Origin of the sequence: Pedobacter sp. MC2016-15 (assembly GCF_026239695.1) — a bacterium.
Lineage (GTDB): Bacteria > Bacteroidota > Bacteroidia > Sphingobacteriales > Sphingobacteriaceae > Pedobacter.
In genome coordinates this window covers 876,528-899,480 of record NZ_JAPIVS010000002.1, presented here as the reverse complement: position 1 = coordinate 899,480, position 22,953 = coordinate 876,528, and the positions used below count along the sequence as shown (strand labels likewise).

The 22,953-nt window shown below is 42.5% G+C and carries 21 protein-coding genes; 14 read left to right on the top strand and 7 right to left on the bottom strand.

Annotated elements, in window-relative coordinates:
• Nucleotides 1-34 precede the first annotated feature (34 nt).
• The gene (locus tag OQY15_RS08690) at nucleotides 35-1,984 is read left to right on the top strand and encodes an amino acid permease (protein ID WP_265790252.1); all 1,950 of its coding nucleotides are present in this window, start codon (nucleotides 35-37) and stop codon (nucleotides 1,982-1,984) included.
• On the opposite strand, the gene OQY15_RS08685 is transcribed toward OQY15_RS08690, so the two are convergent.
• Nucleotides 1,981-3,933 (bottom strand): KUP/HAK/KT family potassium transporter, encoded by a 1,953-nt coding sequence (locus OQY15_RS08685; RefSeq protein ID WP_265790250.1) that lies wholly within the window; start codon nucleotides 3,931-3,933, stop codon nucleotides 1,981-1,983. The two genes, OQY15_RS08690 and OQY15_RS08685, sit on opposite strands and share 4 nt — an antisense overlap.
• A gap of 164 nt (nucleotides 3,934-4,097) precedes the next feature.
• On the opposite strand from OQY15_RS08685, the gene OQY15_RS08680 reads away from it, so the two are divergent.
• The 9 genes from OQY15_RS08680 to OQY15_RS08640 all read left to right on the top strand — a co-directional run bounded on the left by OQY15_RS08680 (nucleotide 4,098) and on the right by OQY15_RS08640 (nucleotide 11,227).
• On the top strand, nucleotides 4,098-4,616 hold the full coding sequence (locus tag OQY15_RS08680) for a T9SS type A sorting domain-containing protein (protein ID WP_265790247.1): 519 nt from the start codon (nucleotides 4,098-4,100) through the stop codon (nucleotides 4,614-4,616).
• A gap of 94 nt (nucleotides 4,617-4,710) precedes the next feature.
• Entirely contained in the window at nucleotides 4,711-5,322 is a 612-nt protein-coding gene (locus OQY15_RS08675) for a fumarylacetoacetate hydrolase family protein (RefSeq protein WP_265790244.1), read from the top strand.
• 5 nt (nucleotides 5,323-5,327) lie between these two features.
• The gene (locus tag OQY15_RS08670; RefSeq protein WP_265790240.1) at nucleotides 5,328-7,043 is read left to right on the top strand and encodes a M23 family metallopeptidase; all 1,716 of its coding nucleotides are present in this window, start codon (nucleotides 5,328-5,330) and stop codon (nucleotides 7,041-7,043) included.
• A 4-nt stretch (nucleotides 7,044-7,047) separates the two neighbouring features.
• Nucleotides 7,048-7,512: a thioredoxin-dependent thiol peroxidase gene (gene bcp / locus OQY15_RS08665; protein ID WP_265790238.1), complete on the top strand. Its 465-nt coding sequence runs from the start codon at nucleotides 7,048-7,050 to the stop codon at nucleotides 7,510-7,512.
• A 103-nt stretch (nucleotides 7,513-7,615) separates the two neighbouring features.
• Nucleotides 7,616-8,461 carry a transketolase gene (locus tag OQY15_RS08660; protein WP_265790236.1) on the top strand — a complete coding sequence of 282 codons (846 nt, stop codon included), beginning with the start codon at nucleotides 7,616-7,618 and terminating at the stop codon, nucleotides 8,459-8,461.
• Nucleotides 8,462-8,528: 67 nt separating this feature from the next.
• The gene (locus OQY15_RS08655; RefSeq protein WP_265790234.1) at nucleotides 8,529-9,485 is read left to right on the top strand and encodes a transketolase family protein; all 957 of its coding nucleotides are present in this window, start codon (nucleotides 8,529-8,531) and stop codon (nucleotides 9,483-9,485) included.
• Nucleotides 9,486-9,488: 3 nt separating this feature from the next.
• Nucleotides 9,489-10,049 (top strand): RNA polymerase sigma factor, encoded by a 561-nt coding sequence (locus OQY15_RS08650; RefSeq protein ID WP_265790232.1) that lies wholly within the window; start codon nucleotides 9,489-9,491, stop codon nucleotides 10,047-10,049.
• A gap of 55 nt (nucleotides 10,050-10,104) precedes the next feature.
• Nucleotides 10,105-10,767 carry a hypothetical protein gene (locus OQY15_RS08645; RefSeq protein WP_265790230.1) on the top strand — a complete coding sequence of 221 codons (663 nt, stop codon included), beginning with the start codon at nucleotides 10,105-10,107 and terminating at the stop codon, nucleotides 10,765-10,767.
• Between the two features lie 10 nt (nucleotides 10,768-10,777).
• Nucleotides 10,778-11,227 (top strand): hypothetical protein, encoded by a 450-nt coding sequence (locus OQY15_RS08640; RefSeq protein ID WP_265790228.1) that lies wholly within the window; start codon nucleotides 10,778-10,780, stop codon nucleotides 11,225-11,227.
• Here OQY15_RS08640 and OQY15_RS08635 read toward each other — a convergent pair.
• The gene (locus OQY15_RS08635) at nucleotides 11,224-12,144 is read right to left on the bottom strand and encodes a DUF58 domain-containing protein (protein ID WP_265790226.1); all 921 of its coding nucleotides are present in this window, start codon (nucleotides 12,142-12,144) and stop codon (nucleotides 11,224-11,226) included. The two genes, OQY15_RS08640 and OQY15_RS08635, sit on opposite strands and share 4 nt — an antisense overlap.
• Before the next feature lie 50 nt (nucleotides 12,145-12,194).
• Between OQY15_RS08635 and OQY15_RS08630 the strand changes: the two genes are divergently transcribed.
• Nucleotides 12,195-12,626 (top strand): hypothetical protein, encoded by a 432-nt coding sequence (locus tag OQY15_RS08630; protein ID WP_265790223.1) that lies wholly within the window; start codon nucleotides 12,195-12,197, stop codon nucleotides 12,624-12,626.
• Between the two features lie 54 nt (nucleotides 12,627-12,680).
• On the opposite strand, the gene trxA is transcribed toward OQY15_RS08630, so the two are convergent.
• From trxA to OQY15_RS08615, 3 genes are all read right to left on the bottom strand, one after another.
• Nucleotides 12,681-12,998 carry a thioredoxin gene (gene trxA / locus OQY15_RS08625; RefSeq protein ID WP_265790220.1) on the bottom strand — a complete coding sequence of 106 codons (318 nt, stop codon included), beginning with the start codon at nucleotides 12,996-12,998 and terminating at the stop codon, nucleotides 12,681-12,683.
• 73 nt (nucleotides 12,999-13,071) lie between these two features.
• Complete coding sequence (dnaE, locus tag OQY15_RS08620; protein ID WP_265790218.1) at nucleotides 13,072-17,505, bottom strand: DNA polymerase III subunit alpha; 4,434 nt, start codon at nucleotides 17,503-17,505, stop codon at nucleotides 13,072-13,074.
• A 135-nt stretch (nucleotides 17,506-17,640) separates the two neighbouring features.
• Nucleotides 17,641-18,123, bottom strand: coding sequence for a lipocalin family protein (locus tag OQY15_RS08615; protein WP_265790216.1), 483 nt, complete (start codon nucleotides 18,121-18,123; stop codon nucleotides 17,641-17,643).
• 192 nt (nucleotides 18,124-18,315) lie between these two features.
• Here OQY15_RS08615 and OQY15_RS08610 point away from each other — a divergent pair, with 192 nt between their 5' ends.
• Nucleotides 18,316-19,254, top strand: a complete 939-nt coding sequence (locus OQY15_RS08610) for a malate dehydrogenase (protein ID WP_265790214.1) — start codon at nucleotides 18,316-18,318, stop codon at nucleotides 19,252-19,254.
• Nucleotides 19,254-19,685 carry an aspartyl protease family protein gene (locus OQY15_RS08605; protein WP_265790212.1) on the top strand — a complete coding sequence of 144 codons (432 nt, stop codon included), beginning with the start codon at nucleotides 19,254-19,256 and terminating at the stop codon, nucleotides 19,683-19,685. The genes OQY15_RS08610 and OQY15_RS08605 overlap by 1 nt, the downstream gene beginning before the upstream one ends.
• A 49-nt stretch (nucleotides 19,686-19,734) precedes the next feature.
• Here OQY15_RS08605 and gyrB read toward each other — a convergent pair whose 3' ends face one another.
• Nucleotides 19,735-21,693, bottom strand: a complete 1,959-nt coding sequence (gyrB, locus tag OQY15_RS08600) for a DNA topoisomerase (ATP-hydrolyzing) subunit B (protein ID WP_265790210.1) — start codon at nucleotides 21,691-21,693, stop codon at nucleotides 19,735-19,737.
• Between the two features lie 176 nt (nucleotides 21,694-21,869).
• On the opposite strand from gyrB, the gene OQY15_RS08595 reads away from it, so the two are divergent.
• A complete protein-coding gene (locus OQY15_RS08595; RefSeq protein ID WP_265790203.1) occupies nucleotides 21,870-22,475 on the top strand; it encodes an OmpH family outer membrane protein in 606 nt (201 codons plus the stop codon).
• Between the two features lie 55 nt (nucleotides 22,476-22,530).
• Here OQY15_RS08595 and OQY15_RS08590 read toward each other — a convergent pair whose 3' ends face one another.
• The gene (locus OQY15_RS08590) at nucleotides 22,531-22,941 is read right to left on the bottom strand and encodes a S4 domain-containing protein (protein ID WP_265790201.1); all 411 of its coding nucleotides are present in this window, start codon (nucleotides 22,939-22,941) and stop codon (nucleotides 22,531-22,533) included.
• Between the last annotated feature and the right edge of the window lie 12 nt (nucleotides 22,942-22,953).

Below are 22,953 nucleotides of genomic sequence, written 5' to 3'. Positions count from 1 at the left end.
ACTTTCAGCAAAACTATAAACGCTTTCACCCATTATGTTTGAAAATCTCTTCAGGAAAAAGTCGGTAACCAAAATATTAGAAGATGCAGAAAAGGGCTATGGCGATCATGCGTCCTTACATAAAACGCTTGGCGTAAGAGACCTTACTGCGTTTGGAATAGCTGCAATCATCGGCGCCGGAATTTTCAGCACTATTGGTAAAGCGAGTGCAGACGGCGGTCCTGCCGTGATCTTCTTATTTATCTTTACGGCTATCGCCTGTAGCTTTGCAGCTTTTGCATACGCAGAGTTTGCCTCAATGGTTCCGGTTTCAGGCAGTGCCTATACCTATTCATATGTGGCTTTCGGCGAACTGGTAGCATGGATCATCGGCTGGTCGCTCATTATGGAATATGCCATTGGCAATATTACTGTGGCGATCTCCTGGTCCGACTATTTTACGGGATTGCTGTCATCGATCCATATACCGGCATTAGGGATAAAAGGTATTCACCTGCCCGACTGGATGACGATGGATTATCTCACCGCCTACAACGGACACATGCATGCACAAGCCTTGCTGAATGCAGGTAAGAGTTATGCCAATCTTGATGAGGCTGTAAGAATCACTAACAACGCATGGGTAACCGCACCTCAGATCGGAAACTTTCATATTGTAGCAGACCTCCCTGCACTGGGAATTATCATTCTTATCACCTGGCTGGTATATCGCGGAATGAAGGAGTCTAAAAATGCCAGTAACGCAATGGTAGTGGTAAAACTGGCTGTGATCCTGCTGGTGCTTTCGGTAGGTGTATTCTACATTGATACTGAAAATTGGAACCCTTTTGCCCCTGACGGCGTGTCTGGTGTACTCAAAGGGGTGTCGGCAGTATTTTTTGCCTACATTGGATTTGATGCCATCTCCACTACGGCCGAAGAATGTAAAAATCCGCAGAAAGATCTGCCAAGAGGAATGATGTGGGCCATCATCATCTGTACTGTATTGTATGTAGCGATCGCTTTGGTTCTTACAGGCATTGTTAAATATGATAATCTCGCCGTTGGAGATCCCTTAGCCTTTGTATTTGATCGCATTAATCTGAAACTGATGAGTGGCATTATTGCGGTAAGTGCTGTTTTCGCGATGGCAAGTGTGCTGCTGGTTTTTCAAATGGGTCAACCAAGGATATGGATGAGTATGAGCCGCGATGGTTTACTCCCAAAAAAGTTCTCAAAGATACATCCGGTCTATAAAACACCATCTTTTGCTACAATCGTAGTAGGCTTTGTAGTTGCCGTACCTTCTTTGTTTATGAACCTGACTATCGTGACCGACCTTTGTTCCATCGGAACTTTGTTTGCTTTTGTACTGGTATGTGCAGGGGTATTGGTACTGCAGAACAAACCTAATATTCAGCGCGGGAAATTCAGGATTCCATATGCCAACTCAAAATTTATTATTCCCATAGTCTTCATCGCTGCCATCGCATCCTCTTTCATTTTTTTTAAAGCTCAAACCATGGCTTTCCTTACCAATGAAGCAAAGGTAAATGATCCAATCAGCTTTATTACTTCGCTTGATAAAACAGAACTTGCTGCAGTTCAGCGTCAGATCAAACTGGAACAGACTCCTTCAGCAATTATCGAACAGAACATTGATACCGAAGCTTACCTGAACGGACTGACTGAAACACAATACAAAAGTTTTATAGAAAAAAGCAATGTCAGTGCGTCCAAAAAATTTGAACATGGCTGGAGTCTTTTTCAACATAAAATCCCGATGTGGATCTTTTTTGTGATATGTGTTGTGGTGACTTACTTCTGTATCACCAAAAATTTATCACTGATACCTGTACTTGGACTGCTCTGCTGCCTGTATATGATGTGCGAACTGGGTATTTCCAACTGGATAGGATTCGGTATCTGGCTGGTGATAGGTCTGGTAGTTTACTTCCTCTACGGATTTAAACATAGTAAACTGAACACGGCAAACCAGGCTTAGAGGGGAAGCCGGTTCAGCTCGATATCATCTGTAGACACAAAATTAAGCGGTACTTTCTCTATCTCCACGTAGCTGGAGTCAAGCCCGAAACTGCGTTCCTCAGACATGCTGAGTTTTTTCAGGACAATATACCAGGCCATGATCGTGCGTTCATACATACTCAGCTTGGAGAACTTAGATAAGTGTTTCTCCAGCAGAATAAATCTGAAATCACCGGCGATCTTATGTTTCTTTAGCGAGGGATACTGGCTCGTAATATCTACCTCGCCATTTTTCACCAGCTGTTCAATAACTTTTCGGTACAACAGGTTTACCCGCTGCTCTACCCTGAAGCCAAGTTTAAAATCGATGCGGATCAGTTTACCAGGTATCAGGAAATCCACGGTATAATCCTGGGTAAAGGGTTCGTCTACTACATCAACATGCACCAGCCAGTATACATCTGCCCGTTTGGGCTCCTTCTGTAAGATGGAATACATGATCTTGGATTCTATTTCATGTTTGAAATTTGCACTGGTAAGGTACACCAGTTGTGAAGAATATTTTGGAACAGCTGTATCTTCGCTCAATTCTCTGATGATCTCAAAATAATCCCCTACTTCCACAAATTTCACAAACCTGTTCTTTATTCTCCGGGCGACAAACCAGCCCCACATTACTGTAAATAAAGCCGCCCCGATCAGCAGCGTCACAAAGCCCCCGTGCAAAAATTTAGTCATGTTACCTGCCAGGAAGGCCAGCTCCAGTGAGATGTACACTCCTAAAAAAATAACTATGGCATAAACCGGAATTTTCTTCATGTACATAAAAACTGCTACGAGAATTGTGGTAGCCAGAAAGGTCATATTGATGGCCAGTCCATAGGCACCTTCCATAAAAATAGATTTCTGAAAGATCATGACAATCGCTAAACAACCGGCACAAAGCAGCCAGTTGATTGAAGGTACATAAATCTGTCCTTTTTCATTGCTGGGGTAATTAATTCTCACTTTGGGCCATAGATTTAGCCTTACCGCTTCAGAAATCAGGGTAAAGGAACCCGTGATCATGGCCTGACTGGCAATAACCGCAGCCACCGTAGCGAGTGCTACCATAGATAAAAGATATGGCGGCGGAACAATCTGATAGAAGGGATTCAGGTTGTTATCGTAATGCGGATGCTGTAATAGCCATACCCCCTGCCCCAGGTAATTGATGATGAGTGTTGCCTTCACAAAAATCCAGCTTACCCTGATATTATTTCTGCCGCAATGCCCGAGATCAGAGTACAATGCCTCTGCCCCTGTAGTACATAAAAAAACACCCCCAAGAATTACGAGTGCCATGGGATTGGTTGTTAAAAGATGCACAGCATAATAGGGATTGAGCGCCTTCAGGATGCTGAGATCCTGTACCACATACACCATCCCTAAAATACCAAGGGTAGCAAACCACAGAAACATGATCGGGCCGAATAACTTGCCAACCAGGCTGGTACCAAATTGTTGGATAATAAACAGAAGAGTAATGATAACCAGTACAATAGGCACCACATGCAGGTAAGGAAATTTAACCTGTAATCCTTCAATGGCAGTAGTGACTGTAATGCTGGGCGTGATAATTCCATCTGCCAGCAATGCACATCCCCCAAGCACGGCAGGGATGACCAGCCACCTGGCCTTTCGCCGTACCAGTGAGTACAAAGAAAAAATTCCTCCCTCCCCATTGTTATCTGCCCGTAACGTAATCACCACATATTTGATCGTCGTTTGTAAAGTCAGTGTCCAGATAATACATGACAGCGCACCCAGCACAGTCATCGGCGTAATGCGCTGTCCCCCATCACTCACAGTATTGAATATTGCCCTCAGCGTATACAATGGTGAAGTACCAATATCGCCATATACAATTCCCAGACTGATGAGTATTCCTGAGGCGGAAAGTTTATTTAAATTTTTTGTTCCAGACACGTTAAAATGTGTTAATTAAAAACGATTTGCAATCATTGATGTTACGTAAACAGGCAACTACCGCAGTATTTAACAGACGCAACTGTTAAATTGTGTTAAATATTGTCTTACCTACAAAATCTTTAATTTTTCTGTGGAATTATTTCTACTTTTGCTGAAGATACATGAATACAAAAACAAAAACGATCTCACTCATTCACTTAATTTGCATCATATGCATCAGTGTATTTTGCAGTGTCTCTGTTTTTGCCCAGCGCTCTGATAGTATTGCCAGTATTTCGAAATACAAAAGGATCATTAAAACTCCTCAGATTAAAGGCGATGTTCCTTCATACAGACCTAATTATACTCCCGGATCACAGATTGCTTCTTACAATAGCCTGATCTCCCATAACAAACCGGGCGGCAGTAAGGCAGATAAAATTCTTTCCGTACTAAGGGTATACCCTAATCCTGTTGACGATCAGATTAATTTTATCCTGCGCCTGGAACGTGAATCCAATATCTCAATCAAGATCATGGACCTGCTCGGAAACGAAGTAGTTACACTTTCAAACGAACGTTTATCTGCCGGAGAACAAACCAAGACTTTCACTATTCCCAACAGACTGAACAGTGGCATCTACTTCCTCCGTTTTGTAGCCGGATCTGAGACTATCGTAAAACGTATTTCCGTTTTATAATTTTCTCGCATTACTTCCTTTTTCGTGGATATAAAGTTACTTTTACGCATCATGCTACCCGCATGCACCAGAAATAACTTGACCATCATTCTATATGAAAGTAATTGCTATCGGCCGCAACTATGCTGCACACGCTAAAGAATTAAATAATCCACTGCCTTCAAGCCCGGTAATCTTCTTAAAACCGGATACCGCTGTACTCAAGGATAACAGACCCTTCTACATCCCGGATTTCTCCTCAGATATCCATTATGAACTCGAAGTGGTTCTCAAGGTTTGCAAAGAAGGAAAACATATTGCTGAGAAGTTTGCTTCCTCCTATTTCGATGAAGTAGGGCTGGGTATAGACTTCACTGCACGGGATATCCAGAGTATCCATAAGGAAAAAGGTTTACCATGGGAACTTGCTAAAGCCTTTGATAACTCAGCTGCCATCAGTCACTTCATTCCCAAAGACAAAATCGAAGATCTGAATAACCTGCAGTTCGAACTGAAAATTAATGGGGAAACCCGTCAAAACGGAAACACAAAGAATATCCTTTTTTCATTTGAGAAGATCATCTCTTTTGTTTCACAGTATATCACGCTGAAAAAAGGGGATCTGATCTTTACAGGAACACCCGAGGGTGTCGGAAAGGTCAACCAGGGCGACAAACTGGAAGCCTGGATCGGCGAGGAACAATTTCTGAATTTTGATATAAAATAACGTTGATGGTTAAATCCGGTTTCCTGCTTTTGCTTTTGAGTGCAGTAACATTTTGTACAAAAGCACAGCAGATCTTTAGTAACAATACCTATCCTTTGGTAGACTTTCGTCCGCCGCTGGACATCCTTCCTCCTGCACTTGCCGGCTCATTCGGCGAACTGCGTGGAAATCATTTCCACTCAGGTATCGACTTCCGTACCAATCAGCGCGAGGGATATCCTGTATATGCTATCGCGGATGGTTATGTATCCCGGGTAAGGGTACAGAACAGTGGCTTTGGACAGGCATTATATCTGACACATACCAATGGTTATACCTCCGTTTATGGTCACCTTTCACGCTTTGCCCCAAAGATTGCCGAGACTGTAAAGTCTATCTCCTATCAGAAAAAGACTTTTGAAATGGACGAATATCCTGCGGCAGATCAGTTTCCGGTACATAAAGGAGATGTGATTGCCTGGTCGGGCAACAGAGGCAGTTCAGGTGGCCCACACCTGCATTTTGAAATCAGGGATTCTAAGACAGAACAAACCATCAACCCGCAGCTATTCGGGATTCAGATACCAGACGATATCCCTCCGGTAATTTATTCACTGTACTTATATAAGCTCAATAAAAAGGTCTTTAACGAATATACGCCCAAACAAGCCTTCCAGGTTACTGGCGGCGGCGGAAAATACCACGTGGCAGCAAACACGATTATTGTAAGCGGTGAAGTAGGCTTTGGTATCACAACAACCGACAGGCACAATGGGCATTCCGGACTGAATGGTGTATATTCGATCGAATTACAGGTAGATGGAAAAACAGTTTTCACCTCTGCTCTTGAGCGTTTTGCATTTGAGAACAGTAAAGGAATCAACTCGCATATTGATTACCCGGCCTTCATGACCAGCCGCAGGAGCATCCAGAAAAGCTTTGTTGATCCGGGAAACCCGATGAAGATCTACTATAACCTGCAGAACAATGGCAGAATAGAATTTACTGATCAGGAAGCTCATGAGCTAAAATATACGATTACAGATTCCAAAGGCAACAAAAGCATCCTCACCTTTGCGGTGAAATCAGACGGCAAATCCATCGCTACTCCTGAAGAACCGGATGGGATTCCATTCTACTATAATAAGGACAATGAGTTTTCTACAGAAAGCGTTAAAGTTGTTGTACCAAAAGGTACTTTGTATAACGACTTCAATCTCGCCTTCAAAGTTAAACCAAGACCCGCCAGAGGCGCCTATTCAGAAGTATATCAGGTACACAATAACCTTACGCCACTGCATGTGGGCTTCAATTTGTGGATTAAAGCGGATGCAAGCCTTGGAAACCTGAAAGACAAAGCCGTAATCGTGAGCAGTGGTGGTTCTTCTCAGGGAGGCATTTTTGAAAATGGTTATGTAAAAGCCAGCCCGCGCAATTTTGGCAGCTATTATATTGCTGTAGATACTGTGGCCCCATCGATCATTCCGGTAAATATACTCGAGGGCAAAAACATGGGCGGCATTCCAAGAATGTTGTTTAAGATCCGCGACAACCTCTCCGGCATCAAAAGTTTTAACGGTTATATTGATGGCAGTTGGGTGCTGATGGAGTTTGATACAAAAACAGCAACCTTATGGCATTCATTTGATAGCCGCACCGGTCCCGGAAAACATCAGCTCAGGCTGGAAGTAGAGGATATGAAGGGCAACATAAAGACGTATTCAATTAATTTTTATAAATAAAGAGATGAGCGAATTAAAAGAAGGTCAGCAAGCTCCTGAATTTTCAGGAAAAGATCAGGATGGTAATACCATTACCCTCAGCCAGTTCAAAGGTGAGAAAGTGGTACTGTATTTTTACCCCAAAGATGATACGCCGGGCTGTACAGCTGAAGCCTGTGATTTCAGGGACAACTATGCAGGTTTAAAGGCCAAAGGAATTACCGTTCTTGGTGTCAGTGTTGATGACGAGAAATCACATCAGAAATTTGTTACCAAGCACAGCCTGCCCTTTACGCTGCTGGCAGATACAGATCAGTCGATCGTCACTGCGTATGGAGTTTGGGGAGAGAAAAACATGTACGGAAAGAAATACATGGGTACTGTCCGCACAACTTTTCTGATCGACGAAGAGGGCAAGATCAGTCATATTATCAAAAAAGTTGACACCAAAAATTCAACAGCACAGGTTTTAGAGCTGCTGGAAAAATGACAGCCTAATTATTTTTAAAAGGCTCTTAAAAGCCTAACATTTAACGAAAAGTGGTAGAATAAACTATATTTGCCATCATAATAGTTACAACAATCCAAATTAAATGAAACATACAATCAATGAATTAGAGGACATTGTTTCTCAGGTACGAAGAGATATTGTTAGAATGGTACACGGCTGTCAGTCAGGACACCCCGGCGGATCATTGGGTTGTGCAGAGTTCTTGACAGCCCTTTATTTTGAAACCATGAACCATTCTCCGGAATTTAAGATGGATGGTATAGGTGAAGACCTGTTCTTCCTTTCCAATGGTCATATTTCCCCGGTATTTTACAGTGTTCTTGCCAGATCAGGCTATTTCGAAGTAAGTGAACTGGCTACCTTCAGAAAGTTAAATTCACGCGTTCAGGGACACCCAACTACTCACGAAGGTTTGCCAGGAATCAGAATCGCTTCCGGATCTTTGGGTCAGGGAATGTCTGTAGCCATCGGCGCCGCATTGACAAAAAAATTAAATAAAGACCACTCCCTGGTATTCAGCTTACACGGTGACGGAGAGCTGCAGGAAGGCCAGAACTGGGAAGCGATTATGTTCGCTCCGCATAACAAAGTGGATAACCTGATTGCTACGATTGATTACAATGGTCAGCAAATTGACGGCCCGACTGAAAAAGTATTGTCTCTTGAAAGCCTTGAAGCAAAATTTGAAGCCTTCGGATGGCATGTGATCACTTCCAGCGGTAACAACATGGAAGAAATCGTTAAATCTTTGGAATATGCCAAATCACTTACTGGTAAAGGAAGACCTATCCTGAATCTGATGAGCACTCAAATGGGTTATGGTGTAGACTATATGGTTGGTTCTCACAAATGGCATGGAACAGCGCCTAATGATGAGCAGCTTGCTTCAGCCTTAAGCCAGAACAAAGAAACTTTAGGAGATTATTAATAGCTCCTGTAACCAGGACATTGACGATTGAAGCATAACGCTTCATCAGCATAAACAAGAAATAGAAATGAAAAAATATACATATACTGAAAAAAAAGATACACGTTCTGGTTTTGGTGTAGGACTGCATGAGGCAGCAAAATTAAATCCTGATATCGTAGCACTGACTGCAGATTTGAAAGGCTCTCTGAAAATGGATGCCTTTGAGAAAGATTTCCCGGAAAGATTTTTCCAGATCGGTATTGCTGAAGCTAACATGATCGGTATTGCTGCCGGAATGACGATCGGCGGTAAAATTCCTTTCACTGGTACCTTTGCAAACTTTTCTACAGGCAGGGTGTATGACCAGATCAGACAATCCGTAGCTTATTCATACAAAAATGTAAAAATCTGTGCTTCACACGCAGGATTGACCCTCGGAGAAGATGGTGCAACTCACCAGATCCTTGAAGATATAGGTTTAATGAAAATGCTTCCGGGAATGGTAGTGATCAATCCTTGCGATTTCAACCAGACCAAAGCTGCTACTATGGCCATTGCAGAATACGAAGGTCCGGTTTACCTGCGTTTCGGAAGACCATCTATTCCTGTTTTTACTGATCCTGATCAGAAATTTGAAATCGGAAAAGCATGGATGGTAAATGAAGGTACTGATGTAACGATTATTGCTACAGGACACATGGTTTGGAAGGCTATCGAAGCCGGAGAAAAGCTTGCTGAGCTGGGTATTGATGCAGAAATTATAAACATTCACACCATTAAACCGTTAGATGAAGAGGCGATCCTGAAGTCACTTCAGAAAACCGGCTGTGTAGTAACCTGCGAAGAACACAATAAATTTGGTGGATTAGGAGAAAGTGTAGCACGTTTGTTGTCTACAGAACTTCCTTCACCACAAGAGTTTGTTGCTGTAAATGACAGCTTCGGAGAAAGCGGAACGCCGGATCAGCTAATGACTAAATACGGACTGGATACAATTAACATTGTAGAAGCAGCTCAAAAAGTAATAAAAAGAAAAAAATAATTGATGAAGCAGGTTGAAGACGACGATATATTAGAAAAATTCTCTAACGAGAGTACACGTAATGAAGCCTTTAACCTGCTTATCTCAAAATACCAGGAAAAGATCTACTGGCATGTCCGCCGTCTGGTAATTGACCATGATGATGCGGACGACCTGGTTCAGGAGGTCTTTATTAAAGTGTGGAAAAGCCTGGCGAAATTCCGCAACGACTCCAAGTTATATACCTGGATTTATCGCATAGCAACAAACGAGTGCATTACCTTTTTGAACAAAAAGAAACAACGCAACCAGACGCCACTTGATGAGGTATCTGATGAACTGTCAGAAAGCCTGGTAGCTTCCTCCTATTTCAATGGGGATAAAATCCAGATGAAACTACAACAGGCATTACTTACCCTACCGGAGAAGCAACGTCTGATTTTCAACATGAAATACTACGATGACCTGAAATATGATGAGATTTCCGCGATCCTTGGAACATCCGTAGGTGCTCTAAAAGCATCATTTCATATCGCCGTTAAAAAAATTGAAGTTTTTATGCTAAATGATGAGATTACTCATTAAACCTTTTGCTGTTTTTTCGATCCATATAGGATATCTAATGACAAAAAATTAAAAAATGAAAGCTGATGAAGAAAACAATGAATGGAAAGCAGAGGCGCCTCACCTGGCTAATCTGCCTGTAGAAAATCCATTTCTTGTTCCTGAAAACTATTTTGATACACTTCCTGACGCGATTACTAATTCTATTTATGTAAGCGGGCTCAAGGACGTTGATGCCGGATCAGGGTATTCCGTTCCGGATCAGTATTTCAGTTCTCTGAAGGACCGCATCCTGGCACAAACTACAGAAGAAGAATTTAATGCTGAGGGTGTATTAAAAAATCTTCCTTCATCAACCGGATTTAATACTCCAGACCAGTATTTCCAGAAGTTACAATCTAAGATTCTGGCGCAGACCACTGAAGAAGCTGCTCCTGTTAAACAATCTAAGATTATACGTCTATGGCATTCTGGTTTATTAAAATATGCCTCAGCTGCCTGTTTTGTATTGGTTGCTGCTTTTGGCTTTTATTTAAACCAGCAAAGTTATAAATCTGCAGCTCCTACAGCGGCAGAAATAGCAAATGAGCAGATGTTGTATGATATGGACGAACAGGATATCATCGATCATGTTGAAGGTGATGCAGCAGATGATCCTAAGGATAAAGCCACGAATGCAGAACTTGAAACCTATATTCTAAGCCACTACTCTCAGTCAGAACTGTCATCAGAACTCTAAATTAATGATCATGAAAAATATACTTGCCGCTACAATTTTATTATTTCTTCCTTTTTTAGTCTCCGCTCAAAGGGATAACGGAAGACGCAGTGAAATCGATGCATACAGAATAAGCTACCTCAAAGAAAAACTTGAACTTACTCCTGAAGAGTCTAAAATCTTCTGGCCCATATACACTGCATGGCAGGCTGAACAATCTGCGCTGCGTAAAGAACGCCGTGAAAAGATGATTAGCTTCAGAAAAATCACTGAAATTGAAGACCTGTCTGACACGCAGGTACAAACCCTCATTACCAATGAGCTTGATTTTAAACAGAAGGATCTTAATATCGAACGTAAGTATTACGGCAGGCTTAAAAGCAGCCTTCCTATCAAAACTATAGGTAAATATTACAGGGCACAGGAAACTTTTAAAAGAGAGTTGCTAAGCAGGTACAGGGACGGCAACAGGAACAACTAATTCATCTTTTTCCTTTTGATCAGATAAGCGGTCAGTATCCCTGAAAAACCTTCACTGATATCTGCCTCCACCAAATCAATTTTATATTGTGCACAGGTAGTCGCAATACGCTGTCTGTAGCTCTGATATGCACTAAGATAGCTGTCTTTTACCGTCGCTGAATTGGCCTTGAGTTCAACTCCTGTTTCCATATCTATGAACTGGTAGGGCCGGTTTTCAAATGCAAAATCTATTTCTTTAGCCTTGTCGCTGATGCTGAAGATAATCACTTCATGTTTGTTAAACTTTAAATGCTGCAGTCCTGCAAATAAGGCCGATTGCTGCTGTTCGTCTTGAAAGGCACTAAGCAGATCGCTGAAGATGATCACCATGGAACGCTGGTGAACAGACTCTGCAACCTGATGCAGGGAGCGCTCCAGGTTGGTCTTCACATTTAGATGTGGCTTCGCTAACACTTGCTCCAGCTGTGCAAATACATACTGCTGATGGCTGGTTGTAGATCTGGCAGGCGTATTTAGCCATAGCTCATCAGTAAACAGGCTTAGGCCAAAGGCGTCACGTTGCTTTTTCAGCAGATAAATCAAGGCCGCCGCAGACTCTACAGAAAAGTTAAGCTTATTGTAGTCACCCTGAGGGAAAAACATGGAAGAAGATGTATCAATTACAAACTGGCAGCGCAAATTTGTCTCCTCCTCATATCGTTTGGTGTATAGTTTCTCTGTTCTGCCAAACAATTTCCAGTCGATATTTCTCACACTATCACCACTGTTGTATGCCCTGTGCTCAGCAAACTCTACAGAAAACCCATGGAATGGGCTTTTATGCAAACCGGTGATAAAGCCCTCTACAACATATTTGGCAAGTAATTCCAGATTACCGTGTAACTGATGTTTAGGCTGGTTTTCCTGAGGCTCCATATTGTAAATTTAACAAAAGAAATATAACTTGCCCCATTAGCCCCTAAGGAATGACTCTGATTTCACCCACAAACCGAATCCTGCTCAGGGGAATTGCAGTTGTGTACCTGCTGTTATTCTGTATAGCTTTTACTTGCTCTGCGTATTACCTGAAGGACGTTATAGCATTACAACCAATACCATTGATCGGTCTGCTCAAATATCTTTTGTTATGCGTACTATTCATCATCCTTGGATTCAATGCCTTGAAGGCGATATCGCTGTTGCCAAAGCACATGGTAAAACTTTACCGCGGCACCACTAATTTCAAGTGGTTATTTATGATTGCGACAGGAATATCCCTGCTGGCAAAACTGGGATTTTTTGATACTGCTGTTTTAAAACATGCTGAGGTAACCAACCTTCAAATCGGAATTTTACTGCTGATGGGCATCTTCTGTTTCTGGACTGACGCGCTGTTGAGTAAAATTACAGAGCCATAAAAAAAGGCCAGCTCAAATGAGTGGCCTTTCCTGCTCGTTATGTATTGTGTTTGATTATAATTGCTTATCTAGTTTTCCGGCTAAAATTGATTTAGGAACAGCACCAACTTGTTTGTCAACAACCTCACCGTTTTTAAAAAATAATAATGCTGGAATATTACGAATACCAAACTGAGTAGAAATCTGTGGGTTATTATCCACATTTACTTTTCCTACTACTGCTTTTCCTTCGTATTCTTTTGAAATTTCATCTACTACTGGACCTACCATGCGACATGGACCACACCATTCTGCCCAAAAGTCTACTAAAACGGGTTTATCTGATTTCAACACAACTTCTTCAAAGTTGGCATCTGTGATTTCTAAAGCCATAATTTGTTATAATTTATTTACGCAAAGATATGATCAATAAAAGTGCCACCACTTATATAATGCCAATATGACATTAATTCAACTTATAATTGACGGCGTGTAATTCTGTCAGACTTTCCAAAAACGTATTATTGGGGTTGATTCTCAACGATTTAGAAGGAAGTTCTAAAGAGATGTTTTTTTCATTATCATATACTGTAAAGTTTAATTTACAATTCTGTTGCTCTGTATTTGCTTTATTGTCCTCAATAATAGAATTTATCTGTGCAATTATATCGTCGTTTATCCGCTGTATAGGAATCTGAATGGTAATACATTTGGCAAATTTATCCCGCAGTTCTGATAACAGTTCGATTGCCGTAATCTTAAACTCCCAGTCGCCCTCCTTGCGGAAACGCTCGCCTACCTGACCACGGATACGCAGAAAATAGCCATCAGTCATGAATTGCTTAAACTTCACAAAATCATCCCCGAAAAGGGCGAGTTCACAACTATCATTATAATCCTCAAAGACCATCGTTCCAAAAGGTTTGCCGGTCTTGGTCATTCTCTGCGCAGAAACAACAACCAGCCCCCCAACAACAAGCTCCCTGTTTTTGAGGGAAGCAAATTCCGCAAGTACTTCCTCGTTGGTGTCCCCCATCCTGACCTTGTTCACGAGCGACAAATGCCTCACAGAATGCTGGCAAAACTCCTTCAGCTCCAGTTTATAGTTATCCAGTGGATGACCGCTCAGAAAGATCCCGATGGCATCCTTTTCGTATTTAAGTCTGTCGATTAGGCCCCATTCATTGGCCACCGGCAACGTTGGCTCATTGATCATGTCTGCAACGGTACCACCAAAGAGAGAAGATTGGGAAGTAGATTCGCTGTTCTGGAAATCATTGGAGAATTTGATCAGCTTCTCTATACCATTCATCTTATCATTGATGGGTACAAAGAAATACTGAGCCCTGTGATAGCCAAAACTATCAAAGGCCCCACTGTACACAAAACTCTCGTAAGCCTTCTTATTTACCGTCCTGGTATTGGAACGTTTTGCAAAATCATACACACTTACATATTTTCCTGCTTTAGTTCTTTCCTCGATGATACTTTCTACCGCTTTCTCCCCTACACCCTTTATGCCTGATAAACCAAAGCGTACTTCGCCATTCACATTCACCGAAAACTTGAGGATAGATTCATTGACATCCGGACCAAGTACCTGCACCCCCATCTGCTTGCATTCTTCCATAAAGAAAGCAACCTGTTTGATGTCACTCATGTTGTTGGTCAGTACCGCAGCCATATATTCTGCCGGATAATGTGCCTTCAGGTAAGCAGTCTGGTATGCGATCCAGGCATAACAGGTCGAGTGCGATTTGTTAAATGCATAGGAAGCAAATGCTTCCCAGTCTTTCCAGATCTTCTCCAGCGTAGCAGGAGAGTGTCCTTTCTCTGCAGCCTGTGCCACAAACTTAGGCTTCATTTTATCCAGTACATCTTTCTGCTTCTTACCCATCGCTTTCCGTAACACGTCGGCCTCACCTTTGGTAAATCCCGCAAGCTTCTGTGATAAAAGCATTACCTGTTCCTGGTATACTGTAATTCCGTAGGTTTCTTTCAGATACTCTTCGCAGGCATCCAAATCATATTTAATCTCTTCTTCACCATTTTTCCGGCGTACAAAACTTGGAATATACTCCAGCGGTCCCGGGCGGTACAATGCGTTCATCGCAATCAAATCACCAAAGACCGTAGGCTTCAGCTCCTTCATGTATTTTTGCATCCCCGTACTCTCGTACTGGAAAATTCCTATCGTTTCACCACGCTGAAAAAGCTCATAAGTTTTTACGTCATCAATAGGGAACTCGTCAGGATCCAGCTGAATCCCGGTACGCATCCTCACCAGTTTCACCGTATCCTTGATCAGCGTCAGCGTTTTCAGTCCCAGGAAGTCCATCTTCAGCAAACCTGCACTTTCCACCACCGAGTTATCAAACTGGGTAACGTAAAGATCCGAATCCTTGGCCATCGCCACTGGCACGTAGTTGGTGATATCGTCTGGTGTAATGATGACCCCGCAGGCATGGATACCTGTATTACGCAATGATCCTTCGAGGATTCTCGCCTGCTGGATGGTCTCTGCACTTAACGTCTTTGAATCAGCGATTTCCTTTAACTCTACTACTTTCTCATATTCATCAGCACGCAGTGCACCTTTCAGTGCCTTTTCATCCAGGTTGAAGATTTTTGCAAGCTTCAGATTGGGGATCAGCTTTGCAATTTTATCCGCTTCAAAAAGCGGAAGGTCAAGCACCCTCGCTGTATCTTTTACAGACGACTTGGCGGCCATCGTACCGTAGGTGATAATCTGTGCCACCTGGTTTGCACCATATTTGGTGATGACGTAGTTCATTACGCGGCCCCTGCCCTCATCATCAAAGTCGATATCAATATCGGGCATGGATACACGGTCAGGATTCAGAAAACGCTCAAACAGCAGGTCGTATTTAATCGGATCGATATTGGTGATCCATAAACAGTAGGCTACCACAGATCCTGCAGCAGAACCACGTCCCGGACCTACCGATACATCCAGGTTCCGCGCTTCGCGGATAAAATCCTGTACAATCAGGAAGTATCCCGGATATCCGGTTTTCTCTATCGTCTGCAATTCAAAGTCAAGACGTTCCTCTATCTCAGGAGTAATCTCTCCATAACGCTTTTTCGCCCCTACATAGGTAAGGTGGCGTAAAAATTTGTTCTCCCCTCTTTTACCACCATCTTCCTCATCCTCTGCAACAACAAATTCCTCAGGAATATCAAACTTAGGTAAGAGGACTTCACGCGCAAGTTTATAAATTTCAATTTTATCAACTACCTCCTGGATATTTAATATTGCCTCCGGCAGATCGGCGAACAAAGTCTTCATCTCCTCGCCGGATTTGAAGTAATATTCCTGGTTGGGCAAACCATAACGGTATCCCCTTCCCCTGCCTATAGGTGTAGCCTGTTTTTCAGCGTCTTTCACACATAATAAAATATCATGTGCATTCGCATCTTTTTTATTAATGTAATACGTGTTATTGGTCGCCACCAGTTTCACTTCATGTTTTCTTGCCAGCGCAACGAGGGTTTTATTCACCACATTCTCGTCGTCCTGATTGTGCCGCATGATTTCCATATAAAAATCAGCACCAAACTGCTCTTTCCACCATAGCAGTGCTTCCTCGGCCTGGTTTTCACCCATATTCAGCAGCTTGCTGGAGATCTCGCCATAAAGGTTCCCGGAAAGCACAATGATATCTTCCTTATATTGTTCAATTACCGCCCTGTCAATCCTTGGTACATAATAAAATCCCTTGGTATAGGCAATGGAAGACATCTTGGCCAGGTGATGATAACCGCGTTTATTCTTTGCCAGCAGGACAATCTGATAACCGTTGTCCTTTCTGGATTTATCAAGATGGTTATCACAAACGAAAAACTCACAGCCAACAATGGGTGTAAGCACCTTCTCTGTGGGAATCTCACCTTTTTCTTGAGCTGCTTTATTTCTAGCCTCAACACCTTTATTATGGTTCAGTACCTGGTTCACAAAGTGAAACGCACCCATCATATTGGCATGATCGGTCATCGCCACAGCTGGCATTTGATCGGCCGCTGCTGCAGCAATCAGTCCCGGAATATTAATGGTAGATTGTAATACAGAAAACTGTGTGTGGTTATGCAGGTGAACAAACGTAGCTTGCTTAAGTTCTTCCTGGTTATCCCTTAGCTCCTGTTTTGAAATGCCAGAACCTTCAGCTTTTTCCTGTCTCCTTCTGATCTCGTCAGAAGCAGCTTTCAGGTTATAATGTTTGAGCCCCGCTCCCTGTATAACTGCCGGGTTATGGGTTTTAAATTCGCGGAGATAATCCTGTTCCTGTTGGAGCTGCTGAGGAGTAAAGACCTCCATTTTTACCAGCTGCAGGAAACATCTTGTGGTAGCTTCCACATCGGCCGTAGCATTATGGGCTTCTGCAAAGGGAACTCCAAAAAGGTAACTGTGCAGTTCGGTCAGGTTGGGTAATTTAAACCTTCCGCCACGTCCTCCGGGGATTTTCAGCAGGTCGGCCGTCACCTCTGTACAGGTATCGAGTACCGGCATCTGGGCCATCGGGCTTTCTATTCCGTACCGGTAAAATTCCGAGCCCATGATGTTGATGTCAAATCCAATATTCTGTCCTACAACAAACTTGGATTTCGAGAGTGCAATATTGAATTTTTCTAATACTTCGGCCAGCTCAATCCCCTGTTCCATGGCCAGTTCCGTAGAAATACCATGAATACGTTCTGCATCATAGGGGATATTAAAACCCTCAGGTTTAACCAGATAATCCTGATGCTCAACGAGATTTCCCATCTCGTCATGTAGCTGCCATGCAATTTGGATACACCTGGGCCAATTGTTTGTGTCACTTACTGGTGCATTATAATTGGCAGGTAAACCTGTAGTTTCGGTATCAAAAATTAAATACATAGACGGGTAATTAGAATCGCTCCTGTCAGCGCAGGATTGATATACAAAATTACATTTTTTTGAATGCCTTTGGTACAAGAAAATTTAAAATGACAAAGACGAAATCAGCTGCAAAGCAAAGCTCAGGACAACATACTAAGTATGAGCGTGTCCCTTTTGGAGCAGTGGTTTATGCTCCTGGGAGATCAGTTTGGAAGTATCATAACCTTTGGCCTTACAGCGCTCAAAGATCTCCTCCAGTAATTCATCAGGCAATTCAGGCTTACGTGCCATGATCAATAAGAATTTATGTTTTGGATGTCCTACCACAACATAGGAATAATCCTCAGCCAGCTCAATTATCCAGTAATCTACCTTTACAGGCCATACAAACTGTGCTTTTAGTTCTGCATTGTTAGTACCCCTTACTACAAAAAGTTTAGATCTCAGGTATTTCACCTCATCCTCTCCCGCCTGCTTGTAGGTGCTGAAAACGGCGTAATATCCATCAGGATGAATCACATAGGTTTCGGTAGTCTCGCGCCATTTTTTGTCCATGAAAGTAGGTATGGAATATAGTGCGTACCATTTCCCTGCATAAGACATTATATCAACTTTTTCTACAGGTGTATTGTCCATTATAACTGTGTTCTGATTGATTTGGCGTTAAGCAAATGTAAATTCTTTCTCATAAAACCACCAATGGAAGATAAAGTTTTAAAAAGCATTTTTTAAATGCTGCCTTAAAATTCATAACTTGGTACAGAAGATCATGTCTTGTTTTCGTGAATAATCACAGAAAGGACTGGCCTGTTATTAAAATAGAAAAATATGAAAATAACAGTTGTTGGCGCTGGGGCCGTTGGTGCTACCTGCGCAGATAATATTGCCAGAAAAGAACTGGCAGAAGAGCTGGTCCTGGTGGATATCAAAGAAGGATTTGCCGAAGGCAAGGCCATAGACATGATGCAAACTTCCGCTTTGCTGGGCTTCAACACAAAAATAAAAGGAGTAACCAATGATTACAGCAAGACTGCCGGCTCGGCTGTCGCCGTCATTACATCGGGCCTTCCGCGTAAACCGGGGATGACCCGCGAAGAACTGATCGGCATCAATGCAGGAATTGTTAAAAGCGTGGCCGAAAACATCCTTCAGTACTCCCCTGAGGCTATACTGATCATTGTCAGCAATCCAATGGATACAATGACCTACCTGTCACTTAAGTCCCTGGGATTGCCTAAAAACAGGATCATCGGCATGGGTGGCACGCTGGACAGCGCCAGATTCAAATACTATCTCAGTGTGGCAATGAACTGCAATGCCAATGATCTGCAGGGATTTGTTATTGGCGGACACGGCGATACTACCATGATTCCCCTTACACGTTATGCTACATACCAAAGTTTAAATGTAACTGATCTCCTGGCTGAGGACGTTCTTGCAAAAGTGGCTGCAGATACAATGGTTGGCGGAGCAACGTTAACAGCCCTTCTCGGAACCTCTGCATGGTATGCTCCTGGTGCAGCAGTATGCGCCCTGGTAGAAAGTATCATCCGTGATGAAAAAAAACTGTTTACCTGTAGTGTCTCACTCGAAGGTGAATACCAACAGACTGATATTTGCCTGGGCGTACCCGTTATCATTGGCCGTACAGGATGGGAAAAAGTGATCGATTATAATTTAACTGATGAAGAACAGCTGACTTTTAATAAAAGTGCAGATGCCGTTAGAAGTATGAATAACGTTCTGAAAGATATGAAACTGATTTAATGCGTACAATTTCCATTCCGCTGACACTCATCAACCTTAATGATGATGGCTTCCACCTATTGGTGGAAATCACTGCATATGGCACTAAACACCTGGCTGTCGTTGACACCGGTGCATCAAGGTCTGTATTTGACAAAGGTTTTATCGAGAGGAACAGTACAGATGTTACTACGGCAGAAGATACCAGTGCAACTACGCTTTTCAGCACCTCTGCAACCATTCAGGCTGTAATCCCAAAACTAAAAATCGGGAAACTCCTCATCAAAAATTACCATACAGTTGCTTTAGATCTTGAAACGGTAAATGAGGCCTATGAACTGCTTGGGCATCCGCGAATCATTGCCATTATCGGCAGTGACATCTTTTATAGTTATCAGGCCAAGATCAATTATAAGAAACTGAAGATTTTCTTTTCGCAAAAAGCGCGGTAAACAAAAAAGGCACCCGTTAACGGATGCCTTTTACTATAATTTAGAAAGACTAGGCGTCAATCTTCGCATATTTCGCGTTTCTCTCGATAAATTCTCTTCTCGGAGCTACTTCATCACCCATCAGCATGGAGAAAGTATGATCACACTCAGCAGCATTTTCAATAGTCGCCTGCATTAAGGTACGGTTAGCCGGATTTAAGGTCGTATCCCAAAGCTGTTCAGCGTTCATCTCACCCAAACCTTTATAGCGCTGGATATGTACACTTTCCTCTTTACCCTGTCCTTTTAATCTTTGTACCGCTGCATCACGCTGGATATCATTCCAGCAGTATTCCTGCTCCTTACCTTTTTTCACCAGGTATAAAGGTGGCGCAGCAATATATACATAACCCGCCTCGATCAATGCTTTCATGTACCTGAAGAAGAAAGTCAGGATCAGTGTAGTAATGTGTGATCCGTCAATATCCGCATCCGTCATGATGACGATCTTATGGTAACGTAATTTTGTAAGATTTAAGGCTTTGTCATCTTCCGGTGTACCGATGCTGACACCCAAAGCTGTAAACATATTTTTGATCTCGTCATTTTCGTAGATCTTATGTTCCATAGCTTTTTCCACGTTCAGGATCTTACCTTTTAAGGGAAGAATAGCCTGGAAGTTACGGTCACGTCCCTGTTTAGCAGTTCCACCTGCGGAATCTCCCTCCACCAGGTATAACTCACATTTTTCCGGATCACTGTCAGAGCAATCGGCAAGCTTACCCGGTAAGCCGGAACCACCCATTACACTCTTACGCTGAACCATCTCACGTGCTTTACGTGCAGCAGCACGCGCAGTAGCTGCAAGGATCACCTTGTTGACGATCATTTTAGCCTCTTTCGGATATTCTTCCAGATAGATACCCAATGCTTCACCAACTGCGATATCCACAGCGCCCATCACCTCAGAGTTACCCAGCTTGGTTTTTGTCTGGCCTTCAAACTGTGGTTCCTGAACTTTTACAGAAACTACTGCCGTCAAACCTTCACGAAAATCGTCTCCGGTAATCTCAAATTTCACATTTTTCAGTAACCCAGATTTATCAGCATACGCTTTCAAAGTACGGGTTAAACCCCTTCTGAAACCGGCAATGTGAGTACCGCCTTCATGAGTATTAATGTTATTTACGTAAGAATGCACATTTTCAGCATAACTGTCATTATACTGCAGCGCAAGCTCTACCGGAATACCATTTTTGATTCCTTCTACATAGATCGGCTCAGCAATCAGCGAAGGACGACCTCCATCCAGGAACTGGACAAATTCTTTTAATCCACCTTCAGAAAGGAAAAGCTCAGAAAGAAACTTTCCGTCTTCACCCACTTCACGCTCGTCAGTCAATGTCAGGCTGATGCCTTTATTCAGGAACGATAACTCTCTTAAACGTGAAGCCAGCGTATCATAACGGTACTCAGTAGTCTGGGTAAAGATTGTAGGATCTGGTGAAAAAGTAATTACCGTACCCCTTTTATCTGTTTCCCCCACAACTTTTACGTCATATTGAGGTTTACCCATTTCATATTCCTGCTCCCAGATTTTTCCCTCACGGTGAACTTCTGCCTTCAGGTGTGTAGACAAGGCGTTTACGCAACTTACCCCAACCCCGTGCAAACCACCGGAAACCTTATAGGTATCTTTATCGAACTTACCACCCGCGTGTAAAACCGTCATAACGATCTCTAATGCAGATTTCTTTTCTTTCTGCATAATGCCCGTTGGAATACCACGACCATTATCTTCTACCCTGATAGAATTGTCTTTAAGAATATTTACAGTGATTTTATCTGCATGACCGGCCAAAGCCTCATCGATAGAGTTATCTACAACCTCATAAACCAAATGGTGCAATCCTTTAACACCAGTATCTCCTATATACATCGAAGGGCGCTTACGCACCGCTTCTAAACCTTCTAATACCTGTATATTATCTGCCGAATAATTTGACTTTGGATCTTTTTCTTCGCTCATATATGTTAATAAAAAATAAGATTCAAATTTAACCATTTATGGGCAATTAACGGCATATTGTGGAGAAATAATTGCAGGAAAATGCACTTTATCGGTCCAAAAAAGCCCACTTATTTAGGATAGTAATTTTGAAATTTTATATTTGCTGAAATTTATTCCTTCATAAATAAACATAGATGAACAGAACATCCTTCAAACTAAGCACACTGGCTACGGCTGTAGCATTAGTTTCAGTAATGGCTTCATGCCAGAATAAAGACGAAAAGGCAACTACAACTACTGCTGCAAAAACTGATGCTCCTGCCGGAAAAAGCGGCGAGCCAATCGTTTATGTGAACTCTGATTCTTTACTTACCAAATACGAATATTTCAAAGACCTGAAAGTTAAATTAGATGGTAAATCTAAATCAGCTCAGGATGACCTTGCAGCAAAACAACAGGCTTTCCAGCGTGAAGTTGCGCAGTACCAGCAAACACAAAACACTTTGCCGGCTGATCAGAGAGCAACTACGGAACAAAGACTTTCACGTAAACAACAGGAGTTACAGGCTTATCAGCAAAATGCAGGTGCAGCATTGCAAAATGAGCAGGCAACAGAACAAGAGAAACTGTACAATAAAATTGCAGACTACCTGAAAGTCTACGCAAAAGATAAAGGATACAAAATGGTTTTAACTTACCAGAAAGGCAACAGCGCAATTTTATTCGCTGATCCATCTCTGGATGTAACCAGTGAGGTTATCGTTGGTCTTAACGAGGGTTATAAAGCTGACAAAAAGTAATCCGCATCAGCGCATATAAAAAATGCCCCTGATTACAGGGGCATTTTTTTTGCTTTTATTCTTCCTTTTTATCCTCATCAAAAAGGTTATCAGTGAGGTCGTCAATCTCCCGCCGGTCGCGCTTTGTGGGCCGCCCGGCACCTCTGTCGCGTGTCATAACCGGGGCATGGAACATTGACTTGTACGCATACGTCTCTTCAACCGGGGTAATATCCTTATATTTTGTTACTGCGATCTTAGACTCTACCCTGGTATACAATAGCTCTACCACTTCTATTACTTTCTTCTCTATACCTTTAGAAACCTGGTACACATCACCTGGCTTTACCACCACAGATGCCTTGATGTTCTGGCCATTCATCTTTACACGCCCGGCCTTACATGCCTCTGTAGCCAAACTCCTTGTTTTGAACAATCTGATTGCCCACAAGTATTTATCTATCCGTAATTTTTCCTGCTCTGCCATAAAAAATCAAAA